This window comes from Serratia sp. PGPR-27 (genome assembly GCF_022678525.1).
GTDB classification, from domain to species: domain Bacteria; phylum Pseudomonadota; class Gammaproteobacteria; order Enterobacterales; family Enterobacteriaceae; genus Serratia; species Serratia nematodiphila.
On the sequence record NZ_JALBYS010000004.1, the window covers coordinates 132,927 to 149,481 of the forward strand.

Genomic DNA, 16,555 nt, shown 5'->3' on the forward strand with positions numbered 1-16,555 from the left:
ATGTTTGCCCTGGTAGACGTCAACAGCTTCTACGCCTCCTGCGAAACCATCTTTCGGCCCGACCTGCGGGGGCGGCCGGTGATCGTGCTGTCCAACAACGACGGCTGCGTGATCGCCCGCAGCGCCGAGGCGAAGGCGTTGGGCGTGCCGATGGGCGCGCCTTATTTCAAAATCAAAGAGGAGATGCGCCGCCGCAACGTCGCGGTGTTTTCCTCCAACTACGCGCTGTACGCCGACATGTCCCGCCGGGTGATGGACACGCTGGAGGAGATGGCGCCGGCGGTGGAGATTTATTCGCTGGACGAAGCCTTTCTGCGGCTGGACGGCGTGGCGCACTGCGAAGCGCTGGAACCGTTCGGCCGACGGGTGCGCGATCGCATCCGGCGCGAGCTGCATTTGACGGTCGGGGTCGGCATTGCACCGAGTAAAACGCTGGCCAAGTTGGCTAACTTTGCCTCCAAGAAATGGCGGGGGACCGGCGGCGTGGTGGACTTGTCCGATCCGGCGCGCCAGCGCAAGCTGCTGGCGTTAATCCCGGTGGAGGAGGTGTGGGGCGTGGGCCGCCGCCTGACCCGTCAGCTGCAGGCGATGGGCATTCACACCGCGCTGCAGCTGGCGGACTGCGATACCCGGCTGGCGCGTAAAACCTTCAGCGTGGTGCTGGAGCGCACGATACGAGAGCTGCGCGGCGAGTCATGCCTGCAATGGGAGGATGAAGCGGCGGCCAAAGAGCAGATCATCTGTTCCCGTTCGTTCGGCCAGCGCCTGACGCATTACCCGCACATGCGCGAGGCGATCTGCAGCTACGCCGAACGCGCCGCCGAGAAGCTGCGGCAGGAAAAGCGCTACTGTCGCAATGTGTCGGTGTTTATCAAAACCAGCCCGCATTCGGCGGGCGAAGGGTATTACAGCAATATGGGCACCGCCCGGCTGCAAACGCCGAGCAACGACAGCCGCGACATTATCGCCATGGCGGTGCGCGCGCTGGAGAGCATCTGGCAGGAAGGGCGACGTTACCTGAAGGGCGGCGTGGTGCTGGGGGATTTCAGCGCCGCCGCCATGGCGCAGATCGATCTGTTCGACGACTGCCCGCCGCGCCGCAACAGCGAGCGGCTGATGGCGACCCTCGATCGCCTGAATCAGGAAGGGCGCGGGCGCGTATGGTTCGCCGGGCAGGGGATCGTCAAGCCGTGGCAAATGAAGCGCGAAATGCTGTCGCCGGCTTACACCACCCGGCTGGCGGATATCCCGCTGGTGCGGCTGGGGGAGCGGGAGCCGCGCGCCGCCGAGCCGAAGGAGGAAAAACGCCGCGGGTGACAGCCGGCGGCGTGGGTAGGCTATGCGTTACTTCACCGCTGCCGGGTCCGGCTTATCGGGGGTGATGCCATACAGCACCATGGCGCGGTTGACCTCGCTGCGGGCGATACGGCCTTCGTCAGCCAGCAGTTTCAACGCGGCGATCGCGATGAAATGGCGGTTGACCTCGAAGAACTCACGTAGCGCCTCGCGGGTGTCCGAGCGGCCAAAGCCGTCGGTGCCCAAGGTGATAAAGGCGCGGTCCGGCAAGAACGGTTTGATCTGATCGCCGACGATCTTCATATAGTCCGTCGCCACCACCACCGGGCCAGGATGCGCCGCCAGCAGACTCTGTATATAAGGGACTTTCGGCGGGTCTTCCGGGTGCAGCAGGTTCCAGCGTTCGGCCGCCATGCCGTTACGGCGCAGTTCGCTCAGGCTGGTGGCACTCCAGATATCGCTGGCAACGCCAAAGTCCTCGGCCAACAGCGCCGCCGCCGCCAGCGCCTCGCGCATGATGGCGCCGCTGGCGATCAGCTGAGCGCGCGGGCTCTCTTGGTTTGCCGTTTCGTTCTGTTTGAGCAAATAGGCGCCCTGGATAATCCCGTCCTCCACGCCCGCCGGCATCGGCGGCTGCGGGTATCCTTCGTTGAGCAAGGTGATGTAGTAGTAAATATCCTCTTGTTCAACGAACATCCTGCGCATGCCGCTCTGAACGATCACTGCGAGTTCATAGGCATAGGTCGGATCGTAGGAGACGCAGCTGGGAATGACGGAAGACAGCACGTGGCTGTGGCCGTCGTCATGCTGCAAGCCTTCGCCCATCAGAGTGGTTCTGCCGGAGGTGGCGCCGAGCAGGAAGCCCTTGGTGCGCGCGTCTGCCGCTGCCCAGGCGAGATCGCCCACCCGCTGCAGCCCGAACATGGAGTAAAAGATATAGAACGGGATTGTCGCGACATCGTGGTTGCTGTAGGCGGTGCCGGCGGCGATCCAGGTCGATATCGCGCCGGATTCGTTGATGCCTTCCTGCAAAATCTGGCCGTCTTTGGCCTCTTTGTAGTAGCTGAGCTGCCCGGCGTCTTGCGGGGTATACAGCTGGCCGAGCCAGGAATGGATGCCAATCTGGCGGAACAGGCCTTCCATGCCGAACGTGCGCGATTCGTCCGGCACGATGGGCACAATCAGTTTGCCGATGTTGGCGTCTTTGAGCAGCGTGCCGAGGATATTGACGAAAGCCATGGTGGTCGACATGTTGCGTTCGCCGCTGCCCTTCAGCAGGCCGTCGAAGCGCGATAGTTCCGGTATCGCCAGCGGAGCGGATTGGCCGAAGCGGGCAGGGATGTAGCCGCCCAGCGCAGTGCGCGTCGCGGTGATGTACTTCGCCGCCGCGCTGTCGGGTTCAGGCTTCAGGTAAGGGATCTCTGCCAGTTGGGCGTCGGAGATTGTCAGCCCTAAACGGTCGCGGAAGGCTTTCACCGCATCCTGGCTCATTTTTTTCAGCTGGTGGTTGATGTTCTGCCCTTCACCGGCTTCCCCCATGCCAAACCCTTTGACGGTTTTGGCCAGCACCACCGTCGGTCTGCCCGTGGTATGCACCGCCTGATGGTAGGCGGCGTACACCTTTTGCGGATCGTGGCCGCCACGGTGCAGCGCCCAGATCTCATCGTCGCTCAGGTCGGCGACCAGCTCGAGCAATTCCGGGTACTTGCCGAAGAAATGCTCCCGCACATAGGCGCCGCTTTGCGATTTGAAGGTCTGGTAATCGCCGTCGACGCACTCCATCATCCGCTGCATCAGCAGTCCGGAGCGGTCTTTTTGCAGCAGTTTGTCCCAGCCGCTGCCCCAGATCACCTTGATTACCTGCCAGCCGGCGGCTTTGAAGGTGCCCTCCAGTTCCTGAATGATCTTGCCGTTGCCGCGCACGGGGCCATCCAGCCGCTGCAGGTTACAGTTCACGACGAAGATCAGGTTATCGAGTTTTTCTCGCCCGCCCAGCGCAATCGCCGCCAGCGATTCCGGTTGATCCATCTCGCCGTCGCCGAGGAACGCCCACACCTTTCTTCCCTGGTGAGGTTTCAGCTCGCGGTATTCCAGATAACGCATGTAGCGCGCCTGGTAGGCGGCGGTCAGCGGCCCCAGCCCCATCGAAACGGTGGGATATTGCCAGAAATCCGGCATCAGCCGCGGGTGCGGGTAGGAGGAGAGGCCACGGCGCGCGGATTCGCGACGAAAGTTGTCGAGCAGCTCCTCGTCGATGCGGCCTTCGAGATAGGCACGGCCATAAATACCGGGGGCGGAGTGGCCCTGGATATACACCATGTCGCCGGCGAAATCATCGGTGCGCCCACGGAAGAAGTGCGTGAATCCCACATCGTAAAGCACTGCGGCCGACTGGTAGGTGGCGATATGCCCGCCAACGTTGGAATGTTTGCCGGCGCGCAGCACCATCGCCATGGCGTTCCAGCGAATAAACGCATTGATGCGCGCTTCAGCGGCCAGATCGCCGGGATACGTCGGCTGCTTATAAGCCGGAATGGTGTTCACGTAGGGCGTGGTGACCAGGCTGAAGAAATCGCCGTGTTTTCGCTGATCGGCTTCGGCCATTTTCTCCAGTAAAAAATGCGCGCGCTCACGGCCGTCGATATCGGTGACGCCTTCAAATGCCTCAAGCCATTCAGCCGTCTCTTGCGGGTCAAGATCTGCTTTAACCACGGGTTGGTTCATAAAAGCTCCAAATGTACTTACCTGATAAGGCGCTGAGCGATACAGGGATTTATTGAATTGCAAGTGCAAGAGTTGCAAATGCAATAATGGCGAAAGCCACTCTATCCCTTTACAATTGCAATTGCAACTCACAGCTTTTGACGAGAAAAATGACATGACAGATAAACAACCTGACCTGTGGTTCTCCTTTGTGCGCGCGCATCGGGCGATGATCAGAAAGATAGAGGCGAAGTTGTCGGAAGCGGGGCTGCCGGTTTACGCCTGGTATGACGTGTTATGGGGATTGGAAAGCGGGGAAAACGGCACACGCCGCATGCATGAGCTGGCGGACGTGTTGGTGATTGAGCGTTACAACCTGACCCGCCTGATGGATCGCCTGGAAAAAGAGCGGCTGGTCACGCGTTTTCGATCGGATGACGATCGCCGGGCCTCCTTCGCGACTATCACCGAGGAAGGCAAGGCCCTGCGGAAAAAGATGTGGGAGATCTACCGCACGGTGGTCAACACCCATTTTCTCAACCAGTTCAGCGAAGAAGAGATCGCACGCTTCTCCGACGCGTTGGACAACGCGATGCAGCTGGCCAGAGAGTGATCAGGCATCGGGTGTGATGTGCAGAACGCGCAGCGCATCGGCGATCAGCGCCGAAGGGATTTTCTGCTCGTCGGCCAGCAGTTTGAGGGCGCAGAGCGCAATCCATTCCGCCTGCGGGTAGTGGATTTCGCCGCGCACCCGTGAATCTGAGCCCACCGCGGCAAAGCGTGCGGGAATGAATCGCTTGAGCTGATTGGCAATCAGGTGCGAATAGTCGGTGACGGCGACGACGGGGGCATTCCCGGCACCCAGGCACGTTTTCAGATGGCATTTGCCGCCGCTGTCCTGGCGCTGCATGTCGGCGAGTTCGGCGTCCTGCGCCAACCGCGTGTAGCTGGGGCAGCTCCAGATTTCAGACGCAATCCCCCAGTTTTTCAATACCTCGGCCGCCTGCTGAACGCGGGCGAGCGCACGGCCGGCGCCGCACAGACGAACCTGCAACGGTGAGTCTGCCGCGGTGGCGACGCGATACATTCCCCTGAACGCCTGTTCTGCGACAAACGGCTCCCCTGAAGAGAGGGGGCCATTGTCTGCGTTGGTCGCGAGATACACCATCTTTCTCGTTCCCTCCAGATAGAGCGCGCGCAGGGCGTGATGGAGTATCGCGCCGGTTTCTCTGGCATTGGCCGGATCGAAAGGCAACCAGCCCGGCATGGCCGTGAGCTGAAGCGGGAACCAGGCCTGAACGCCTTTCGGCAAATCGGCACTGCCGGTATCTGCATCGCTGATGAAAATCCCCTTGCGATTGGTTTCCGGCTCAAGCCCGCGGAGCATGTCCACCGAGGGCGTGTTGACGAAGTAAAACAGCGGCTTCTCATAACGCTCTGATTGATGGCCAAACCAGAGCGGCCAGGCGGTGGCGTAGCGGGAAATCGGCGGCTCGGCGCGCCTTCTGCCGTCGATAAGCCAGATGTCGCCGCTGGCGTTGAGTTCGCCCAGAGTTTGTGCCGTCCAGGCGCTGGCAGAAGGGCGCGAAGCGCCGGCTTTTTGGCTGGCGGAGGTCATCTTGCGGATACAGGCTTCGGCCAGGGTTTGGGTTCTGGCCGAGGCGGCGGGCAGTGTTATACGTTGAGGCGACATGCGGAGCATTCTCTTTAAGTTGCAAGTGCGATGATTGTAATTGCAATTCATGGCGTGTGCCAATGACTTCTGAACAGGTCGCAGCCATCCAGGTGTGTCCCGCGGCGATATATTCAGGTTCTGCAGACGCGATCCTATTTGTTTCACCGACCAGACAGCCGCCATCCGTTGTCCTTATTTCTGCAGTTTTTTATAAATGACGGGCAGCTAAAAACGGTTTGCCGATAGGGATAATGCGTGTGTCAATCCGCGTTAAACGAGAATATCGGCATCTTAAAAATAAAACGAAATAAGGATGAAAGCATATGCCTGGATTTAATTATGGCGGTAAAGGAGATGGGACTAACTGGAGTTCTGAACGCGGTACGGGCCCTGAGCCGGGGGGCGGCGATAAAGGCCATTCCGGCGATCGCGATCGCGGCGGCGCCGGCGTTGGCAACAGCCCGGAACAGCAACAGATAGCGGCGATCCAAAACGATCCGGCGCTGCGCATGAAGCTGGAGGCGGTGATTAAGGCGGCGCGCAGAATTAACCCGGATGCGAAATTGCATATTGAAAGCGTCAGCCCATCCGGCACGCTGAGCCTTTCCGCCACCGGTTTGACGGCCGAGCAGGCGAAGCACATTGGCCTGGGGGGGCTGGTGATGGGGGTCAACGCCAAGGGGGTGACAGTGGCGCTCGGGGATATCGAAACCGGCCATGCGCGCAAGCCCTCAACTCCTGGCAAAGGCGGCAACAATGGCCTGAATGCCGGGCAGATCGGCGCCTCTTCGTTAGGCAGTTTCGTGACAGACTCGCATCGCGATCGGCCCGTCAGCGGCTGGCATGGCAACGGCAAAACCGGCGAATTCTCGACGACCCGCACGACCGGGAGTTACTACGGTTTTCATCATTTGAAGGTGGAAAAGCAAGACGGAGTGGCGACCTACAACCTCTACTATAAGGCCAATAAGAACCGGCCCGCGTTTATCGCCGTGGTGAGAGGGGATAACCTGAATGCCATGGAGGTGAAATATGCCAACGGCAAACCGGTAAAATCGCCCGGCTCGGTAAAAACGATCGTTAAGGAATTCGTCGAATATCAAAATGCGGAATTAAAAGCCATCAAGGATGGCGTCAGCCTGGCCGCAGGTATCAATAAAGATATCGCGGAAAAGATCGGCGCGAAATACGCCAAACTCGCCAAGGATTTGGAGGCGGGAATTCAAGGAAAATATATTCGCAACGTGCAAGATGCGGAGAAAACCTACGAGCAATTGACGAAGGGCCTGAACAAAAAGCTTAAGGCGCAGGACAAAGCGGCGATTGTCACCTGGCTGAAAATGATCGATGCGGAACAGTATGCCCGCAATGCGCGGGTATTAGGCAAGGTCTTCACCGGGGTGGATTGGGCGATCAAAGGCGCGGATCTGGTAAACGCCGCGATTGAAGGTTTCTCAACCGGCAACTGGAAAGCGTTCCGCAACCAGCTCGAAGCGCTCGGGTTGTCAATCGGCGCAGGGTATACGCTCTCCGCTATCGCCGCGTTTTTCGCGCCGACGCTGGTGTCGTCGACGGTGGGCATTTTCGCCTTCGCTTACCTGTTTGGCTGGGCCACCAGCTATATCGATGCGGAACGTGCGGGGGAGCTGGAGAAGTGGGTCGCTGACCTGTAACGGCATGAGGGGGCTGGCCCCCTCATTTTACCCCTCACACCCTCTACCTCTTTCACACCACCGGCGCCACCGTCAGCAGCAGATTGGCGAAACGGCGCTGTTCGCCGGAGGCGATCACCAGCAGCGTTTGATCCGATTTGACCGCGGCGTAAAACGCCTCGCGCGGCAGGTGTTCGACCGGGCAATGTGCCGGCAGCAACTGCCGGTATTCGGCTTCGATAGTGTTGGTGAAGTCCGGCGGGCAGGCCATCAGCGCCGCGCTTTCCACGTTGATGCAGGCCAGCAGTTTTTCCAGGATCGGCGGGGCGGCGAGCGTGCCGGGCGCCAGGTTCAGATAGACCACGGTGGCGTCTTTCGGCGCATGCGTCATGCAGGCGTAGTTGCCGTCGGCGATCAACACCTGGGTTTTATGCCCGCATTGCGCCAGTGCGGCGAGCAGCGGCGGGTGAGTGATGGCGGATTTGATCATAAAGCGATTCCTGAATGGGCGGGCGGCAAGCGCGCCGCCCGCAGCTGAATTACATGCGGTAGATGCCGCCGTTGATGTCGAGAGTCGCGCCGGAGATAAAGCCGTCGTATTCCGCCGCCAGGAAGGCGATGGCGCGCGCCACGTCGTCCGGTGTGCCTGCGCGGCCCAGCGGGATGGCGCGAACGGTTTCCTCCGCCGATGCCTGGGTGGTGTGGCGATTGTGGAAACGGGTGCCGAGGATCAGGCCGGGCGCCACCGCATTCACCCGGATGCCGTGCTCGCCGAGCTCCGCCGCCAGCGAGCGCGTCCAGGTGAGTACCGCGCCCTTGGTGGCGGAATAGACCAGCGAGCCGGCGTGCCCGCCGGCGCGGCCCGCCTGTGAGGCCAGGTTAACGATGCTGGCGCCGTCCGGCGCCGCTTTCAGGTGCGGCAGCGCGCTCTGGGTAACGTTCAGCATGGTGGTCATGTTCACGTCGATCACGGTTTGCCAGAAGGCGCGGTCGATCTCGCCCAGCCATTTGCGCCCGACGATGCCGCCGACGTTATTGATCAGGATATCGATGCCGCCGAGCAACTCGGCGCCGGCCGAGACGCAGCGCAGCGTTTCGTCGGTATCGATGAGATCGGCGTAGCCGTAGGCGGCCTTTTGCCCCAATGAATGGGCCAGCGCCACCAGCGCTTTGGGGCCGCTTTCGTCGCTGTGATAGTGAAAATAGATGTCGCAACCGGCCTTGATCAGCCGCTCCGCGGTGGCGCGGCCGATGCCCTGTTCCGCCCCGGTGATAAAGACCTTTTTGCCCGCAAGATCGCCCATGATTGACTCCTTATTGGTTCGTTAAGAATTGATGACGCCTTCACGCTGTTTGGCGCAGTAGAAAATGCAGATCAACCCGGTGGCCAGCAGGCACGAAGCCAGGAAAAACAGCCCCGGTGCGCTGCTGCCGGTCAGATCGTTCAGCACGCCCACCGCATAGGGGGCGACGAAACCGCCGATATTGCCGATGCAGCTCACCACCGCCAGCCCGGCTGCTGCGGCCGCGCCGGTGGATATGTTGGCGGGCATGGATAGGAACGGCGGCACGGCGGTATAGATGCCGATGGCGGCGATGCACAGGAATGACAGCGCGACGAACGGGTCGTATTTAAAAAATGTCACCGCGCCCATCAGGCCGATGGCGGCGATCACCATGCTGAGGCCGGCGAACACGCCGAGTTTTTTGGTTTTGCTGGCCCACAGACTCCACGGATAGACCAGCAGCGCGGCCAGGCCGTAGGGAATGAGCGCCAGCAGGCTGACGCGGAAGATATCGCCGCCGGAAATGGCGCTGATGATCGACGGCAGCCAGGTGCCGAAGCCGTAAATGCCGCACACCATGCCGAAGTTGAGCAGCGCGTAGAGCAGGTATTTCTTGTTTTTAATGCCCTTGAGGAAGTCGCCCAGCGTGATTTTAGAGCCGGATTTGGAGCGGCCGGCGTTGCTCATCAGCCAGGCTTTTTCCTCCACGTTCAGATAGCCGACGTCCTTGGGCGAGTTCTTGATCAGGAAGGGGATCAGCAGGCCGATGACGATCGGCGGCAGCCCTTCGAGGATGAACAGCAGCTGCCAGGGGGCGAACCCGAACCAGTCATGCTGAATATTGAGAATAAAGCCGGAAATCGGCGAGCCGACCGCGTTGGACAGCGGCTGGACGATGATGAACATGCCGAGAATTTTAGTGCGGTACTTTTCCGGGAAGAACACCGTGAAGTAATACACCACCGAGGGAAAGAAACCGGCTTCGCACACGCCCAGCATAAAACGGCAAATATACAGCTCCATCGGCGTGCGCACAAAACCGAGCAGGGTCGCGAAGATGCCCCAGGAAATTAATATTCTGGCGAACCAGATGCGCGGGCCGAATTTAATGGTGCCGGCGTTGCTGGGTATTTCAAACAGGAAATAGCCGATAAAGAAAATCCCGGAAGCGAAGCCGAAAGCCGAGGCGGTCAATCCCAGGTTATCTTCCAGCGCTTTGGCGGCGTAGGCCATATTGTTGCGGTCGAGAAAGGCCAGGAAATACAACAATATCATGAGGGGCACAATATGCAGCGTCAATTTCCTGATGGCGCTGCGTTCAATATCCTTTGGCATTATTTTTTTCATCATGGTTTTTCCCATGTGGTTAATCGGAATAATAGCGGCCCGACCCAAAGCAATGAGCGGAGAGCTGAATAACGACGTTGCGTGCATAAAAGCGTCGCGCCGTTTATTTATTGCGACGATTCTATTTCTCTGATTTTGGCTGCGCCGAGCCGAACGATGCCCGGCTGCACATCGTTTGGTAAAGCCGTTTTTACTCTATTAACCGGCGGTTTTGACCGAGCGCCGGCTGATGACCGTCGGCGGGAAGAGAAACTCGCCGGGCGGTTGCGAATCATTGTTGATGCGGCCGATCAGGCGTTCGACCATCAGCTGCGCCATCTCCGCCAGCGGCGGCCGCACGGACGTCAGCCCCGGTTCGGCCAGGCCGGCCAGCGCGATATTGTCGATGCCGATCACTGAGATGTCTGCGGGCACCTGGACGCCGGCGGCGCGCAGGCCCACCATCAGCCCGATGCCTAACGCATCGTTAATCGCCACGATGCCGTCCGGGCGCGGCGCCAACGCGAGAACGCGCGGCGCCAGCGTCAGCCCCAATTCGAACATTTCCGTGTCGCCGTAGGCGCTGGTGGCCTTGCCTTCGATCACCCGTTGGCGTTCACTCAGGCTGTGCCCCAGGGCGCTCAGAAAACCGTCGATCTTGTGGCTGCGCCCCACGGTCAGCGTCGCTTCGGTGGCGAACACGATGTGTCGGCAGCCGCGTTCGAGCAGGTGCTGTGCGGCCAGGCGCCCGGCGGCGATATTGTCCATCGACACGCTGTCGAACAGCCGGCTATCGGTGGCCATCTGCTCGGCAAACGGGCTGTCGTAGCTGACAATCTTCATGCCTCGCTCGGCGGCCCGAACAAAATGGGTCTGGCGAATGTCGCTCGCCGCCACGATGATGCCGCGCACGCCATGCAGGAACATATCGTCGATAAACGCGGCCTCCTCCTGCTCCTGGCGGTAGGCGTTGCCGAGCAAGACCCGGTAACGGTGAGCCCGCGCCGCGCCGTCGACCGCATGCGCCAGCGCCGAAAAGCTCGGGTTAACGATCGACGGCAGCAGCAGGCCGATGATTTTCGCCTGCGGCGTGGGTGCCGTCGCCGATTGAGCCGGCCGGTAGCCCAGGGTCGCCATCGCCCGTTCGATGCGCTCACGGGTCTGCGCGCTCATCTGGTGACTGCGATTATTCAGCAGGTTCGACACGCTGCTGATGGACACGCCGGCCAACCGCGCCACATCACGAATATTTGCCATTTGCCGATACCTTGCTGCCTGCCGTTAGCCTGCAATCTATAAGGGAAGCCGGCCGCAGGCAAGCTGCAACCGGGGCGCCGCGTGCATGGGATCGCGCATTTGTGAGAGTCGTCAGGCGGCAGCCGTGTTGTTTACTAAACAACAGCGGGGGTGGGGGCACTGTGTTAACGCAGATGAGTGAGATCTGCGAAGCATCTCTCGTTTATCGCCCTTCGGGGCGGCGGGTTCTGTACTATTGTTTTCTCTTTGCGGCACGTTCCAGGCCGATGGGGCGCTGGGCGCAACGGAGATCACAGATGAACAAACGGGAATTAGAAAGCGCGATTGTCACCGATTTTTCCAAACGCATGAGCTATGGCGACTACCTGTGCCTGGACCAACTGCTGGACTGCCAGCACCCGCTCTCCAACCCGCCGCATCATGACGAAATGCTGTTCGTGATACAGCATCAAACCTCCGAACTGTGGATGAAGCTGATGCTGCACGAGCTGCAGGCGGCGCTGCGGCTGGTGCAGCAGGACAAACTCAGCCACTGTTTCAAAATCCTCGCGCGCGTCAAACAGATCCAGCGGCTGCTGTTCGAACAGTGGGCGGTGCTGGAAACGCTGACGCCGTCAGAATACGTCGAGTTTCGCGACGTGCTGGGCAGTTCGTCGGGCTTCCAGTCGCACCAGTACCGGTCGATCGAATTCCTGCTCGGCAACAAGAACGCCGCCATGCTGGCGGTGTTCAGCAACGACGCGGAAAGGCACGCCGCGCTGAAGGCGATCCTCGAAGCGCCGAGCCTGTACGACGAATACTTGCTGTATCTGGCGCGCCACGGCTTGCCGATCCCGCAGGAGTGTCTCGAGCGCGACTGGACGCAGCCCTACCAGCGCAACCCGGATCTGCTGCCGGCGTTTAAAGTGATCTACGACAACCCGCAAACCTACTGGGAAGCCTATGAAATGGCGGAGAAGCTGGTGGATATCGAAGAGAGTTTCCATCTGTGGCGTTTCCGCCATATGAAAACGGTGGAGCGGATCATCGGCTTTAAGTCGGGCACCGGCGGCTCCAGCGGCGTCAGCTTCCTGAAAAAGGCGTTGGATCTGACCTTTTTCCCCGAGTTGCTGGACGTGCGTACCGAAATCGGTGCCTGAGACATTGTGAGGGGGAAGGGCGATGAGCGTGAGGATTATCGATAAGGCGGCGGAGAAGGTGGTGGGAGTGAGAGTCGTGGGGCCGTATCCGCAGACCATCCCGCAGGGCTCGCAGCAACTGCTGGCATGGCGGCAGCGCCACGACGTGCCGTTCGGCAAATGGCTGGTGCTGTATTGGGACGATCCGGCGGAAGTGGCGCCGGAAAAGCTGCGCGCCGACGTGGTGATGAGCGTGGCGGACGATTTCGCGCTGCCGGCGGGCAGCGCGGGCGTCACCGTGCAGACGCTGCCCGCCGGGCAGTATGCGGTCTACCACGTGCGCATCAGCGATGGCGATTTCGAGCGGGTGTGGGGCGAGTTCTATCAGAAGCTGCTGCCGGCCAGCGGCTACCAGCCGGTTGAGGGGGTGAGCTATGAACACTATCTCAACGACTGCGAGGCCGACGGCTATTTCGACCTCGAGATTTACCAGACGGTGAAGAAGTGGTGAGGGGGAAATGATAAAGAGGGCTGAATCGATGGGCGGTACAGATTCAGCCCGTTGTGTTGGCTTAATGTCGGTGATTTTGCCGCCAGCCTATTCATCTCCTTGCCAAAAGGGGTTACAGCGGACGGCGTTTTTGCCGGTACTGCCGCCCGAGGGGCGGCGTTAACCGGCTTTCCCGGCGTACCAATTACCTACTCTTTAGGGAACAGCTGATCGACGGCGCTCTGGATCGCCGCCTGATGGCCGCCGCCCGGTGCGGCGGTGCGTGCGACGCCGCCGGGCTGGTTGAGATCCAGCTGGCCGCCGGTATTGATCGCGCCATCCTCTTTCACCGTGATATTGAAACTGGTGCCGGTGATGTTGATTTGGCCGTCCGCCAGCAGTTCGATCACGCTTTCGCCGCATTCGAGCCGCAGCGATTCGCCGGAGCCGAGGGTAAAGGCGTTGACTACGGCGTCGCTGCGCGTTTTGCCGGTCAGCGCGGAGGATTCACCTTTGACACCGGTCGCCTGATTGAGCACTACCCGTTTGATCTGGTTACCGCCCACCAGGTGGGTGTGGTCGTTAGCGATGGTGTGGCTCTCATCGTTTTTCACCTGGGTGTCCATGTTGCGTTCCGCCTGGATCCACACCTGTTCGGCGCCGGCCTTGTCTTCGAAGCGCAGGGCGTTGGCGTTGTCGGCGGTGCCGTCCTTGGTGCGGCTCATAAAGCCCATCTGGGTAGCGGCGGCCGGCAGCGCCCAGGGCGGCATGCTGGCTTCGTTATAGACGCGCCCGGTGACGATCGGCCGATCCGGATCGCCGTTGATAAAGTCCACCACCACTTCGTCGTTGACGCGCGGGATCTGCACGCCGCCGTAGCCCTGGCCGGCCCAGGCGCTGGAGACGCGCACCCAGCAGGAGCTGCCGTCGTCTTTTGGCCCGAAGCGATCCCAGTGGAACTTCACCTTGATACGGCCGTATTTGTCGGTCCAAATCGATTCGCCGGCCGGGCCGACCACCCGGGCGGTCTGCGGTCCGTGGGTTTTCGGCCAGGTAGCCTGCTGCGGCGGGTGCCAGGGCACGTCCGCCGGCAGCACGGTGAAGTCGATGCGGTGTTCGCTGCTCTGATCGTCGCCGCTGGCGTAGCGGTTCTCTTTCAGATGGTAGTTGGCCTGCAGCGTCAGATATTCGCGGTTGTCGTCGGCGTGCGGGGCGTTATACAACGTAAAGGTGCTGCCGGGGGCGATGCCCAACGCGGTGGCGGAGCCCCGAATTTGCTGATGCTCGGCCTGCCAGGCCTCCTGGCGCACGCGGGCGTAGAACTCGCCCTGCTGATGCTCGGTGTAGCGGCCCGGCCAGTCGTAAACGTCGATCTGCCCCGGCGTGGGTGAGACCGGGTTTTGCCGCGCTTGGAACAGCCAGGCGTTCGGCTTGCGAAAATCGTAGTCGTCCAGGCTGTAGATGCCCGGCGTGACGCGATCGGACAACGTCCACTGGCTGATGCCTTCCTCGCTGGTGCTGCCGCCAGACGGTGTCAGGTGGTAGGGGATCATCTCGTAGCCGGGATAGGGCTGGTGGTGGTGGGGCGCATCCCCGAGCACCAGCGTGTGTTTGCCCATCTCGTGTTTGAAATAGTAATAGATGCCCTCCAGCTCCATCAGGCGGCTGATGAAGTTGAAGCTGCTTTCGTTGTACTGCACGCAGTAGCCCCACAGGCGATAGTCGCCGGTCAGCTGATCTTCCAGCTGCACGTTGTGCTCCGCCAGCAGGGTCTTGACGATCTGCGGAACCGTCTGTTCCTGGAAGATGCGGAAGTTGCGGTCTTTGGTCATCGGCCACAGATCCGGCTGCACGTGCAGGTTATACACCGCGTAGCGCGTGCCGCCGATCTCTTCGCTGCTGACGGCGATGGCGGTGATCTTGCCGTTCAGGTAGCGCGGGGCGCTGAGAAAGCCCTGGGTCGGGATCTCCAGCGTCAGCGGTTGGCCGAGCAGCGCTTTGCGATCGAGCCGCGCGTCGGTGCTCAGCAATTCAATAGAGAAGTCGAAAGGAGTGGAAAGCGCTTCGATGCCGTCCAGCGAGCGGAACAGCAGTTGCTCCTGGCCCAGCGGCGTGTGCGCAATAATGCGATCCAACATGAGAACATCCTCTGTGATTGACGTCATCCCCTGCATACTCCGGCCGTTGCAGCGGCTTTGCCGCGCGGCCAATGAGGGGGCGGTGGTGCGTCAGTCTCATGAAATAGGGAAAACCCCGCCGCGGCGGAGTTTCAGAACGGGATTAACCGGCGGTGGCCGGGTTGACCAGCCAGGTGCCGGCGGTGTCGATGCTGAGCTGTTGGCGGCGCAGCCGATCGTTGTGGCGGATCTCCAACTGATAACGGCCTGGCGCCAGGTTCAGGCTGGCGAAGCCGTTTTCGCCCGGCGTCACCTGCTGCGGCTTGCCGTCGAGGCTGACCTGCTCACCCGGTTGCAGTTTGAAGTACACCAACGCCACCGGTTGCGCCGGCGGCGCCGCTTTTTCAGGTTCCGCCGCCGCAGGCTGCGCGGTTTGCGGTGCGCTCGGCTGCTGCGTCAGGGTTTTCTGCGCCGGTGACGCCTCGCTGTTTTGAGCGACGGCCTGGGCATCGTCCTTGCCGCCGCTCAGCCAGGCGATCGCGCCGATCACCAGCAGCGCGGCGACCCCGGCGCCGGCCATCATCGGGCGTGAGAATTGGGTGCCGCGCGCGGTAACGGCGCCGGCGGCGGCCGCAGCGGCGGCCGGGTTGGCGGCGACCAGCAAGTTCTCCGGCGCGGCGGCCGGGGTGCTGATGATTTCGTTTTCATCGGCGATCGGCAGGTGCAACAGCTCGGCCATTTCGTCGATGGTCTGCGGGCGGTCTTCCGGCTTCAGCGCCAGCGCGCGATCGACGGTGCGCAACAGCTCCGGCGAGTAGCCGGCGGGGCGGCGCTCGGTCAGCGGCTGGTAGCTGTCTTCGATGCTGCGCACCACGCTGACCGGCGGCGGCGAACCGACGATCAGCGTGTGCAGCACGGCGCCCAGCGCGTAGATATCGGTCCACGGCCCCTGTTCGCCGTCGCTGTTCTCGGTGTACTGCTCGATCGGCGCGAAGCCCGGTTTGAGCATGATCTCCGTTTCGTCCGACAGGTTGCCGATCTCTTTGCGCGCTGACCCGAAGTCCAGCAGCACCGGCAGCTGGCTCTCCTGGATCTGGATATTATCCAGCGAAATGTCGCGGTGCAGATAACCTTCCTGATGGATGGTGTTGATGGCGCTGAACAGCGGCGGCAGCAGCCGACGGATCCACGCCTCGTCGATTTTCTCCGGCTGCTGCGCCTGCAGGTTTTTCAGCGTGGTGCCGCTGTAAAACTGGGTGCCCATATAGGCGGTGCCGTTCTCTTCCCAGAAGCGCAACACGTGCAGCAGGCCGGGGTGCGAGAAGCGCGCCAGCAGACGCGCCTCCTGAATAAAGCTGTTCAGCCCGGCCTGGAAAGTTTTGCCGAAGCGCTCGCCGCGTAGCCCGATACTGAGATCGTCGTTGCGTTTCGCCAGCGAGGTTGGCATGTACTCCTTGATGGCGATGGTGCGTTCCAGTTGGTGATCGTAGGCGCGGTAGACGATGCCGAAGCCGCCTTCGCCGATCGCTTCCTGGATCTCGAATTCATTGAATCGATAGCCGCTCGGCAGGCTGTTCGAATTCGGTTTGGTTATCCCGGTTCCCGACATAGTGATGACTCTCTGTGTTCAAAGGG

The 16,555-nt window shown here is 61.1% G+C and carries 13 protein-coding genes; 5 read left to right on the forward strand and 8 right to left on the reverse strand.

Features of this window, described 5'->3' with window-relative positions:
- Positions 1 to 1,317 (forward strand): translesion error-prone DNA polymerase V subunit UmuC, encoded by a 1,317-nt coding sequence (gene umuC / locus MMS95_RS03895; protein ID WP_242141399.1) that lies wholly within the window; start codon positions 1 to 3, stop codon positions 1,315 to 1,317.
- Between the two features lie 27 nt (positions 1,318 to 1,344).
- Here the strand turns inward: umuC and aceE are convergent, their stop codons facing one another.
- Positions 1,345 to 4,020 (reverse strand): pyruvate dehydrogenase (acetyl-transferring), homodimeric type, encoded by a 2,676-nt coding sequence (gene aceE / locus MMS95_RS03900; protein WP_021505758.1) that lies wholly within the window; start codon positions 4,018 to 4,020, stop codon positions 1,345 to 1,347.
- A gap of 154 nt (positions 4,021 to 4,174) precedes the next feature.
- Here aceE and MMS95_RS03905 point away from each other — a divergent pair, with 154 nt between their 5' ends.
- Entirely contained in the window at positions 4,175 to 4,612 is a 438-nt protein-coding gene (locus tag MMS95_RS03905) for a MarR family transcriptional regulator (RefSeq protein WP_015378305.1), read from the forward strand.
- Here MMS95_RS03905 and MMS95_RS03910 read toward each other — a convergent pair whose 3' ends face one another.
- Positions 4,613 to 5,692 carry a hypothetical protein gene (locus MMS95_RS03910; RefSeq protein WP_015378304.1) on the reverse strand — a complete coding sequence of 360 codons (1,080 nt, stop codon included), beginning with the start codon at positions 5,690 to 5,692 and terminating at the stop codon, positions 4,613 to 4,615.
- A 305-nt stretch (positions 5,693 to 5,997) separates the two neighbouring features.
- On the opposite strand from MMS95_RS03910, the gene MMS95_RS24220 reads away from it, so the two are divergent.
- Complete coding sequence (locus MMS95_RS24220; protein ID WP_118891927.1) at positions 5,998 to 7,347, forward strand: colicin-like pore-forming protein; 1,350 nt, start codon at positions 5,998 to 6,000, stop codon at positions 7,345 to 7,347.
- Between the two features lie 52 nt (positions 7,348 to 7,399).
- Here MMS95_RS24220 and MMS95_RS03925 read toward each other — a convergent pair whose 3' ends face one another.
- The 4 genes from MMS95_RS03925 to MMS95_RS03940 all read right to left on the reverse strand — a co-directional run bounded on the left by MMS95_RS03925 (position 7,400) and on the right by MMS95_RS03940 (position 11,195).
- The gene (locus MMS95_RS03925; RefSeq protein ID WP_076740719.1) at positions 7,400 to 7,816 is read right to left on the reverse strand and encodes an RbsD/FucU domain-containing protein; all 417 of its coding nucleotides are present in this window, start codon (positions 7,814 to 7,816) and stop codon (positions 7,400 to 7,402) included.
- A gap of 49 nt (positions 7,817 to 7,865) precedes the next feature.
- Positions 7,866 to 8,630 (reverse strand): SDR family NAD(P)-dependent oxidoreductase, encoded by a 765-nt coding sequence (locus MMS95_RS03930; RefSeq protein WP_021505753.1) that lies wholly within the window; start codon positions 8,628 to 8,630, stop codon positions 7,866 to 7,868.
- A gap of 21 nt (positions 8,631 to 8,651) precedes the next feature.
- Positions 8,652 to 9,887: an MFS transporter gene (locus MMS95_RS03935; RefSeq protein ID WP_021505752.1), complete on the reverse strand. Its 1,236-nt coding sequence runs from the start codon at positions 9,885 to 9,887 to the stop codon at positions 8,652 to 8,654.
- 270 nt (positions 9,888 to 10,157) lie between these two features.
- Positions 10,158 to 11,195: a LacI family DNA-binding transcriptional regulator gene (locus MMS95_RS03940; protein ID WP_075684524.1), complete on the reverse strand. Its 1,038-nt coding sequence runs from the start codon at positions 11,193 to 11,195 to the stop codon at positions 10,158 to 10,160.
- A 296-nt stretch (positions 11,196 to 11,491) separates the two neighbouring features.
- On the opposite strand from MMS95_RS03940, the gene kynA reads away from it, so the two are divergent.
- Positions 11,492 to 12,334 (forward strand): tryptophan 2,3-dioxygenase, encoded by an 843-nt coding sequence (gene kynA, locus MMS95_RS03945; protein ID WP_004935005.1) that lies wholly within the window; start codon positions 11,492 to 11,494, stop codon positions 12,332 to 12,334.
- A 22-nt stretch (positions 12,335 to 12,356) separates the two neighbouring features.
- A complete protein-coding gene (sbmC, locus tag MMS95_RS03950) occupies positions 12,357 to 12,824 on the forward strand; it encodes a DNA gyrase inhibitor SbmC (protein WP_085336706.1) in 468 nt (155 codons plus the stop codon).
- 188 nt (positions 12,825 to 13,012) lie between these two features.
- Here sbmC and tssI read toward each other — a convergent pair whose 3' ends face one another.
- Together tssI and MMS95_RS03960 are read right to left on the reverse strand one after the other, a co-directional pair.
- Complete coding sequence (tssI, locus tag MMS95_RS03955; RefSeq protein ID WP_242141400.1) at positions 13,013 to 14,941, reverse strand: type VI secretion system tip protein TssI/VgrG; 1,929 nt, start codon at positions 14,939 to 14,941, stop codon at positions 13,013 to 13,015.
- A 142-nt stretch (positions 14,942 to 15,083) separates the two neighbouring features.
- Positions 15,084 to 16,529, reverse strand: a complete 1,446-nt coding sequence (locus MMS95_RS03960) for a serine/threonine-protein kinase (protein ID WP_075684521.1) — start codon at positions 16,527 to 16,529, stop codon at positions 15,084 to 15,086.
- Positions 16,530 to 16,555: the final 26 nt, after the last annotated feature.